This window comes from Streptomyces sp. NPDC001549 (assembly GCF_042894025.1).
In the GTDB taxonomy this organism is placed as follows: Bacteria; Actinomycetota; Actinomycetes; order Streptomycetales; family Streptomycetaceae; genus Streptomyces; species Streptomyces kutzneri.
In genome coordinates this window covers 196364-203737 of the sequence record NZ_JBIAVJ010000018.1, presented here as the reverse complement: position 1 = coordinate 203737, position 7374 = coordinate 196364, and the positions used below count along the sequence as shown (strand labels likewise).

At 65.7% G+C, this 7374-nt stretch carries 5 protein-coding genes and 3 pseudogenes; 6 read left to right on the top strand and 2 right to left on the bottom strand.

Going from position 1 to position 7374, the window contains the following annotated elements; all coding sequences use genetic code 11:
• Positions 1–109 precede the first annotated feature (109 nt).
• On the top strand, positions 110–163 hold the full coding sequence (locus ACFY04_RS27315; RefSeq protein WP_389120529.1) for a hypothetical protein: 54 nt from the start codon (positions 110–112) through the stop codon (positions 161–163).
• Positions 164–767: 604 nt separating this feature from the next.
• On the opposite strand, the pseudogene ACFY04_RS27310 reads toward ACFY04_RS27315, so the two are convergent.
• Positions 768–1259: pseudogene (locus ACFY04_RS27310) on the bottom strand (NB-ARC domain-containing protein); the annotation flags it as partial.
• 512 nt (positions 1260–1771) lie between these two features.
• Here ACFY04_RS27310 and ACFY04_RS27305 point away from each other — a divergent pair.
• From ACFY04_RS27305 to ACFY04_RS27295, 3 genes are all read left to right on the top strand, one after another.
• On the top strand, positions 1772–2281 hold the full coding sequence (locus ACFY04_RS27305) for a transposase (protein ID WP_389120511.1): 510 nt from the start codon (positions 1772–1774) through the stop codon (positions 2279–2281).
• A gap of 343 nt (positions 2282–2624) precedes the next feature.
• The gene (locus ACFY04_RS27300) at positions 2625–3164 is read left to right on the top strand and encodes an AAA family ATPase (RefSeq protein ID WP_389120509.1); all 540 of its coding nucleotides are present in this window, start codon (positions 2625–2627) and stop codon (positions 3162–3164) included.
• A 693-nt stretch (positions 3165–3857) separates the two neighbouring features.
• The gene (locus ACFY04_RS27295) at positions 3858–4376 is read left to right on the top strand and encodes a hypothetical protein (RefSeq protein WP_389120507.1); all 519 of its coding nucleotides are present in this window, start codon (positions 3858–3860) and stop codon (positions 4374–4376) included.
• A gap of 781 nt (positions 4377–5157) precedes the next feature.
• Here the strand turns inward: ACFY04_RS27295 and ACFY04_RS27290 are convergent.
• Positions 5158–5502, bottom strand: a pseudogene (locus ACFY04_RS27290) (transporter); the annotation flags it as partial.
• 136 nt (positions 5503–5638) lie between these two features.
• Between ACFY04_RS27290 and ACFY04_RS27285 the strand changes: the two are divergent.
• Positions 5639–5878: pseudogene (locus ACFY04_RS27285) on the top strand (thioredoxin family protein); the annotation flags it as partial.
• Positions 5879–6261: 383 nt separating this feature from the next.
• Positions 6262–7374 carry an ImmA/IrrE family metallo-endopeptidase gene (locus ACFY04_RS27280; RefSeq protein WP_389120504.1) on the top strand — a complete coding sequence of 371 codons (1113 nt, stop codon included), beginning with the start codon at positions 6262–6264 and terminating at the stop codon, positions 7372–7374.

The window sequence follows — 7374 nt, the reverse complement described above, 5'->3', positions numbered from 1 at the left end:
GATCCAGACGAAGGCCGTTTCCGCGTACGGCGGTTACCGAACCGAGTGATCAAGTACGAGGCACCGTTCGACCTCGGACGTTAAAGGTCAAGCTAGCGGCTGGGCTGGGCTGGGCTGGGCTGGGCTGGGGGGAGGGTGGCGGCGTCGATCAGGAGGCCGTTGAGGCGGGCCAGACCTGCCGTGCCGATATTTCTGCGGAGGTAGTCCCGGATGACGTCGTGCAGGCTGACCCTGCCGCCGCCCTGCGGGTCGAGGGTGATCAGAGACAGGCGTTCCAGGTCCCGGCACAGAGTGCGTGTCTGGTCCTCGGTCAGACCGCTGGTGGCCTGCCACAGCAGAGCGACGACAAGGATGGGCATGAACTCGTCCTCGGCGAAGATGCCGAGCTCGGTAAAGCGGTCCGGGCCCCTGGGCGGCAGCAGGCTGGTTGCGGCCTCGATCGAGGCCTGAACCGCCTGGCGGCGCAGGTGGGCGTCCTCAAGGTTCCAGGTGGCGGCAGACTCGTCCAGGGCAGCAGGCCCGTGCGCGCGCAGCCTGTGAAGACTCCGCTCGGCGGCGGCGGGATCGGCGCCTGCGGCGCACTGTTCGGCAATCAGGCGGTTCGTCAGGCGCAGCAGCAAGGCCCAACGACCGGTAGCCTGGAGCAGGCCCTCGACTAGGGCGTCGGGCAGGGTCGGCAGGTCCCAGGTCAGCACGGCCTTGGCTTGGTCGTGGGACATTTCGTCGACCCGGATGCGGCGCGCGCCAGTTGGCAGCAGAGACGGATTACGGGTGGTGACCAGCCGTACACAGCGGCGGCCGCCCTGGAGAAAGGGAGCGAGCTGCTCGTCTTCCCAAACGTCGTCGAGAACTAGCAGAGTCCGGGGGCGCTGGTCGAGGAGCCGGCCCAGATGGGCGCCTGCCAGGTCGGGATCGTCGAACTCGGTGGGGTCGCCGGTGATGAACCGGGTGACTTCCGAGACCTTGGCGGCCACGGCTGCACGTCCGCGGACATCCCGGCCGATGGTGACGGGATAGATCCGCGAACGGAACCTTCGCCGCACGCGTCTGTGGGCACACACGGCTTTTGCCAGAGTGGTCTTACCGAACCCTCCAGCTCCCCACAGGGAGGTGGTGATGCCGACCGCGTGGCCGTCGCGGCACACCGCCTCCACCGTGGCGTGGGTCTGGGCCCGGTCTACGAACCAGCTAGGAACGGCCGGAGGCAGCGGAGGCGGCGGATCGTCGCGGACCGCCGGGGGGTGCTCCTGCTTCCACATCGCGGCAACTGCCGTTACGACCGCCAGCAAGCCCAGCACGCCGACCCATAGCCACGGGTGCTGCCGAAGCTCATCCAACAGGCCGGGCCAACGCTGTTTGGACGTGGCGGCGTTCGCCGCCAGCGCGAGCAAGACCGCCAGCACCGCACTTGCGCCGGCAAGCACCAGCACCACGATCCGCACCTGTGCACCCCCGGCAACGGTCTCCTGCGCGGATCATAAGCAACAAGCCGACCGCATTATCAGCGAAACACGGTAGAGCAGTACATATCTGCCCCGTGTGTACTAGCCGCACAGTGCGTGAGGAATTCTTATGGGGCACTCAGTAGTTGCGCAGCCCTGTGGGAGCCAAACACCGACCGCAGACACCCAATCCGTATTCCGTCACCCCGCGTGTCACATTTCGTCGGTTCCCCAGGGTAAGAGCTCGTCTGCCCGAACAGGTCTGGCACCCGGCCCTGGACCCCGACGGGACCCTGCGTGAGTCTGCCGAGGTCGCCGAGCTGACCGGCATGGTCGACCTGAACGGCTACCCGGCCGGCACCCGCATCATCGTGCGCCGCGAGCGCCCGCACCCCGGCGCCCAGCTGTCCCTGTTCGACTGCGACGAGGGCCTGCGGCACCAGGTTTTCCTCACCGACACCCCCTTCGCCGGCGGCGGTTCCGCGCAGTTCCTGGAGGTCCGCCACCGCGGACATGCCACCGTCGAGGACCACATCCGGTGCGGCAAGACCACCGGCTTCGGACGCTTCCCATCCCGCCTGTTCTCCGTCAACGCCGCCTGGCTCGAGCTCAGCCTCGCGGCCATCGACCTTCTGGCCTGGACCCGCGTCCTGCTGCTGGACGGCGAGCTGGCTACCGCCGAACCCAAGAAACTCCGCTACCGAATCCTGTACGCCGCTGCCCGTCTCACCCGCGGCGGCCGTTGCCTCCACCTGCGGATCGCAGCAACCTGGCCCTGGCGGCACCAACTCGCCGCCGCCTTCCACCGTCTGGCCGCCCTACCCCGCCCCGCCAACTGACCAGCCGCCCCGGCCACCTACGACACGAAAGACCTTGGAGAACCCAACCAACGCGCCGGGTCCCCACCATGCCCACCACCCGATACCGCCTCGATCAACCCCACAGCGTCACCTCGTCACCCCAAGCGAAACAGCGAGGCTAACGCTTGACTTCCGCGTATTGATGTTGTTGACCGACTTGTCGAACGCCGACCCGCCGCCTCAATGCCCCACCAGCACCCGGCCGCGTACGAGAAACTAAGCCGACAGCCGGATTAATCGCCTTCCAGCTCATCCAGACCCCGGCACGGTCCCTCGCCTGATCAGGCGAGACGTACCCGCTCGCCCCTCGGGAGCTCAGCGAATGCCAGCACAGCCGACCCTCGTGGTGGTCAGCGGTCCACCCGGCAGCGGCAAGACCACCCTCGCGCACAGCCTTGCCGACGAGCTCGGCTGCCCCGCGATCATCCGCGACGAGATCAAGCAGGGCATGGTCATGAGCACCGGGATCGACCAGCCCGGAGCCGACGACCTCAACATTCCTGCCGTGCATGCCTTCGACACCCTCAGCGTGCTCCTCCAGGCCGTCGTCGCCGAGGCCGCCTACCAGGACCGACTCTGGCGCCCCGGACTCGAACCCCTCGCGGACATCGCCAGCCTTCGGATCATCCGCTGCACCACTTCCACCTCAGCCATCGTCGAGCGGATGGCCGAACGCGCCAACTCTGAACGGCACCGGGCAGCGCACGGCGACCGGCAGCTCCTCACCGACAGCGCCGCTGGCACCTATGCGCCGGAACAGTTCGCCGACATCTCCCTCGACGTGCCCACGCTGCTGGTTGACACGTCCGACGGCTACCAACCGGGGAACCCAGAGATCACCGCCTTCATCCGAACTCAATGACTTCCCGCTCAGCCGAACACGCAGCTCGTTCAGTGCCCGTCCCTCCCTAGATCGGCGGGGTGGGCGTCCCCCACACGGCCTCGGTCGCATTGCCGCCGAGAGGGCTCATGCCCCGCACGTGCGACGGCCGCCATCAGGACCTTGGCCGCATCGAGGGGTGACATCCCGCTCACCTGCGTCGACCTCGGCCTACTACACGCGGTCCCGCACCGGGTTTCGGTGCGGGCGACGCTCTTGGCGATCTGACCGGCCGAGCGGTCACTACCCCTGCATAGCTCGATGTTCTCGGCCTTGAACGCCAGCGTAAACAAAGAACGTGGGTGCGGCTTCTCCTTCCCCGCGCTCTCCATGATGGAGATCATCCTTTCGGGGTCAGAGCCCGCGATCTCCGATGTCTTCCAAATTGGATCAAGCCCGGTCCGAATTTTCGATCTTGACACCGGGATGATGTGCTTATTGCACTTGGGTGACCTTCATAACACGCTAGGTCTGTGCGGCCCGCGCTTTCCGCCTAGTAAGATCAGCCCGTCGACTGGATGCACCGCCCGGCCACCGCACACTTCAAGTGCGAGCCCCTGGCCACTAGCGTCCCACATGCGGATATCGGGATCGGGGGACCGCCAGCGGACACCCCAGTGGTACTTCAAGGAAGTGACTATGCGTTGGCGTCGGGACCCTTCACGGCGCGCTCTCGTGAAGGAATGCGAGAGGCTACTCGCCGATCTCCCTATTCCCGTTCCCTTCAGCGTCGAGGCGCTGGTGCGAAATATGGAACATGCGCTGAGTCGCCAGATTCGGCTGGTGCCAATGGATGATCCTGATGGGGGCCTGGGCACAGCATGTGGCCTTCGGGTCAAAGCGCTGGAGTTCACGATTATCCTCTACCGCCGCCGTTCAAGTCGCTGCCAGACCGAGCACATTATCCTCCATGAGCTCGCGCATGAGTGGCTGGACCACGGAACCACCCTGACGGCTGCCGAGATTGAGCGATACGTACCTGAACACATCCGCGAGGAAGTTCTTCGGCGTTTCCCAACAACTCTGGTCCAAGGACGCGTGAATTTCGATAGCCCCGAGGAAAAACGGGCCGAGCTTTCGGCATCGCTGATAAAGCGGTTGGCGCGCCGTCAGCCGATCGGGGGAGACGACATGGTTAGCCTCCTTGAATCCTCACTTTCTCACCCCGTTGCTCCACCGCGGCGCCGAGTCTAACCGCGAGTTACCGGCGATCACCAGGACGGAGTTTCCGGATTTGTGATTTAGCCACCACGCAGTCCACCTCCCGTAAAATCGCGGCTGTGGTCAGCCGGCCTTCCGGGTTGGTGAGCATCCAGCCAGCCCGTAGATATGCACTGGTTACGTGTTCGATTTCATCAAATACCTGACTGCGGCAGTGATGACCGTCATCGCCGTATGGCGATTCCCGGCAGTTCGGTACGCCGATGCTCACCGCCGGGCCCTCTGGGGTGGGTACGCCGGATTCGCCGTAGCTCTATGGCTCTACACGCCAGCAGCGATGCGTGCGGTGGATCGAATCCCCGTAGTCGACCTGAGCGCCCCGCTCAGACACTTTGCCAGCACTGCCGCCATCCTCGCAGCCTTGACTTACGTCGCAACCAGCTATGGGAAGAGCTCGGAGACCGTCGTGCCCCGGCACGTCGCGGTCTCGCGCTGGATCGCCCGCGCATCCTATAAGGCAGGCGCAATAGGCGTGATTCTGCTCACGGTCCTATTCTTCACCGTGCTGGACCGCACCACACCGAGCCACAGTTTTCTAATCGATCATGCTGGGGAATGGGGTGCCGCGGCCTACATGACCGTTTTCTACTTCTTCCCATTCATCACGACTGCGGTTTGCGGCTACCAATGGACAAGGGCGGCACGCCAGGCCGAGAACACCAGCATGCGTGTTGGGCTGGGCTTGATGGGGGCCTCGATGTGGATGGGGCTGGTCCACACAGTGGCCCGTGTCGCCATCCTCTGGGGAGCGGTGGGAAGCGACGTCTGCCCCGAGACGCTCGCGGACCAACTGCTGGAACTCGGCCCGATGGTCGGTCAGCCACGCCAGGTAGAACAACCCCTGGGTGATGACGCCGGCGTCGCGGCCTCGCTTGTACTCGACCACGACCGGCGAGCCGTTCTCGTCCAGGCCTAGCGAGTCGATCCGGCCGCGATGAACTGGTCCGGTGCTGTACTCGCTGGCCAGGAACCGGACCCCCAGCATGGCCTCCATGTTCGCCTCGACCACGTCCTGCAGGTGACGCTCCACCTCTGCAGGGCGTGCGGCTATCTCTGCCGCGCTTCCCCCGGCCACATCGAACAGCCTCAGCCCCGACACCCCCATAGCTCGTGCTTCGCAGGCCTCAACGGTGAGGGAGCCCGGATTGTTTCCGGCGAAGCCATCGGTGTCGTGAAGGTCCTGTAAGAGTGGCGCGCACCCACCAGTTGGATACCACCCCGGCCGCACCCGTGACGCCTACTGCCCCTGCCGCCAACTGACCCCCTCTCTGGAAGCCATCGCCGCCGAGCACGGCAACCGGATCAAGATCGTCAAGCTGAACATCGACGAGAACCCGGAAACGGCCGACGCGTACGGCGTCATGCTCATCCCGACGATGAACGTCTTCGTCGGCGGAAGGGTCGCCAAGACCATCGTCGGTGCCAAGCCCAAGGCGGCCATCGAGCGCGAACTGAGAGACCTGCTCAACGTCTGATCCGAGGCCGTTGGCCTGACCACAAGCGGTGACCAGCATGTGCTGGTCACCGCTTGTGCGTTTGGGGGCGAGGGAGGCCTCGTCGCCCGTGCGGGCCCGGAGGCGAGTACGGACACGGCGACGTGATCTGCGGCTCAGCCCCTGCGAACACCGCCGGCTCGCCCAGCGCGGGGTGGCACCGGCACGGGGGTGCGGTCACTTATCAGCGGCGCCGCACCACAATGTCGGCGTCGAAAGGCGCGATGGAGCAGTGGAGTTGGGCTGTCAGTGGAGTCTGGTACGCATGGAGCTGTGACGGGCCTCGGATCAGGTGCGGAATATTCTGAGGCATATAACCGTGTACTCTCTGGGGAGTTGGACTCGCCAGGGCTGGAGGTGGGCACGTGCGCAACCAGAGGAGCTTGGTTGCGGATCCCGGGATGCTCACGCTGGCCCGTGACTCGCGCGGCTGGACACAGTCCGATCTTGCTGACGAGATGTCGCATCTTGACGGCAGCCGCATCACCCAGGGGTACGTCAGCCGGGCTGAAGCCGGCCGCATCCCCGTCAGGGACGGGCGCGTGCAACTGTTCGCCGACGCCCTTCGCTACACCGCCGACACGCTGTGCCGCACCACTGACACGGCCGGGACAGGTGTCGGACTGGTACACCACCGCAAGCGCGCCTCCATGGGGGCGCCCGCTCTGCGTCGGATCCATGCAACGTTGGCGCTCACCCGGCTCCAGGTCGACTCCTTGGCCCGGGCAGCAGACCTCCATCGCAACGATCGCTTTCGGCGTGTGGAGGTCAACGACTTCGACACTCCCGCGGACGCGGCGGAGACGATGCGTGAGGAGTGGGACGTCCCCGCGGGACCGATCGAGGACATGGTCGCCCTGCTCGAAGATGCTGGCGCTCTGGTCGTAGTCCGGGATCTCTGTACCACCGAGCTCGACGCCGTGAGCCAGTGGCCCCCCGGCGGGTATCCGCTGATCCTGCTCAACTCGCATGCGCCCGGGGATCGTTCACGCTTCAGCCTGGCCCATGAGCTGGGTCACCTGGTGATGCACGGCGAGCCTGGTGAGGGGCGCGTGCAGGAGGACCAGGCCAACCGGTTCGCCGCCGAGTTCCTCATGCCCCATGACGCGGTCCTGCCCGAGCTGAAGCCAGGCATCGACGTGTCCCGCCTGCTGGACCTCAAGGCCCGGTGGGGGGTGTCCATGGCGGCTCTCATCAGGCGAGCCATGGACTTGGGAGTCATCAGCGAATGGCACTACCGCACGCTCATGGTCGAGTTGTCCGCCCTCGGCTACCGCACCGCCGAGCCGACCACCATCCGGCGCGAAACCCCGCGCCACCTCGCTCAAGCCGTCACCCGGCTTGAGCAGCAGCTCCACCTCAGTCCGACCGAGACCGCCCACCTGGCGGGCCTGGGTCGCGAGGAGTTCCACGAGATCTACTTGTGCGCTTCTTCTCCGTCCGGACACAAGGACGTGCCGGACTCTTCTGTGAGGTGA